This is a genomic window from Streptomyces sp. S6 (assembly GCF_054880855.1).
The window spans coordinates 1-954 of sequence record NZ_JBTYMC010000687.1; the positions used below are offsets into that span (position 1 = coordinate 1).

Consider the following 954-nt stretch of genomic DNA (forward strand, 5'->3'; position numbering starts at 1 on the left):
CCGGCGGCCGACGAGCCGGGGCTCGTGCCGGGCCCGGTCCCGCGCGGCGGCGAACACCTGGCGCCCGCGCGAGAACTGGTTCAGCGCGGAGGACAGGGTCCCGCCGGAGATCATCGCGTCGGCGGCCACGAACCCGTCGACCGTCAGCGGCACCCCCTCCGGCAGCTGACGCACCGTGAAGTACGCCCCCAGGTCGTGCGGGACCGAGTCGAACCCGCACGCGTGCAGCAGCCGCGCCCCGGTCTCCCGCGCGCGTGCGTCGTGCCGCACATAGGTCAGGTCGACGAACTCCGGCTCCCCGGAGAGGTCGAGGTAGTCCGTGCCGCTGTCGGCGCAGGCGGCCACGAGGTCGTCGCCGTAGGTCACGTACGGGCCGACGGTCGTGGCGACGACACGCGCCTGATCCGCGAGAGCCCGCAGTGACGCCGCGTCGGCGACGTCCGCGCGCAGCACCCCGACGGCCTCCCCGCCGGGCAGCCGCTCCCGCAGCAGCTCCAGCTTCTCCACGCTGCGCCCGGCGATCGCCCACCGCAGCTCGGCAGGGGCGTGCTCGGCGAGGTACTCCGCGGTGAGCGTGCCGACGAAGCCGGTGGCCCCGAACAGCACGACGTCGTACGGGCGGTCCGTCTTCTTCAGCCTGCTCATGACACCCCTCGGGTCGTACGGTGCGCCGTTGTCAGTGCCCGAGGCTAGCGTGGGGGGCACGGGACGCGATCAAGCACCCGGGCATCCGGACAGGCGGGTTTCCAAGCGCTTGCTCTTGTGCCGACCGGAACACGTTCCTAGCATCGGCGATGACGACGGCGAGGGGGCTGGATGACGACGGCAGGACACGGACCGCTCGCCGGAGTGCGCGTGGTCGAGCTGGCCGGCATCGGCCCCGGCCCGTTCGCCGCGATGCTCCTGGCCGACCTCGGCGCCGACGTCGTCCGCGTGGACCGCCCCGGCCGCCCC

At 74.0% G+C, this 954-nt stretch carries 2 protein-coding genes; one reads left to right on the forward strand and one right to left on the reverse strand.

The annotated features are described in order from the left end of the window. The coding region (locus ACVNF4_RS36450; RefSeq protein WP_461807095.1) for a saccharopine dehydrogenase family protein at positions 1-645 on the reverse strand (645 nt) is incomplete at its 3' end. Positions 646-816: 171 nt separating this feature from the next. Between ACVNF4_RS36450 and ACVNF4_RS36455 the strand changes: the two genes are divergently transcribed. After that, positions 817-954, forward strand: a 138-nt coding sequence (locus tag ACVNF4_RS36455) for a CoA transferase (protein WP_461807096.1), incomplete at its 3' end; no start/stop codon positions are given.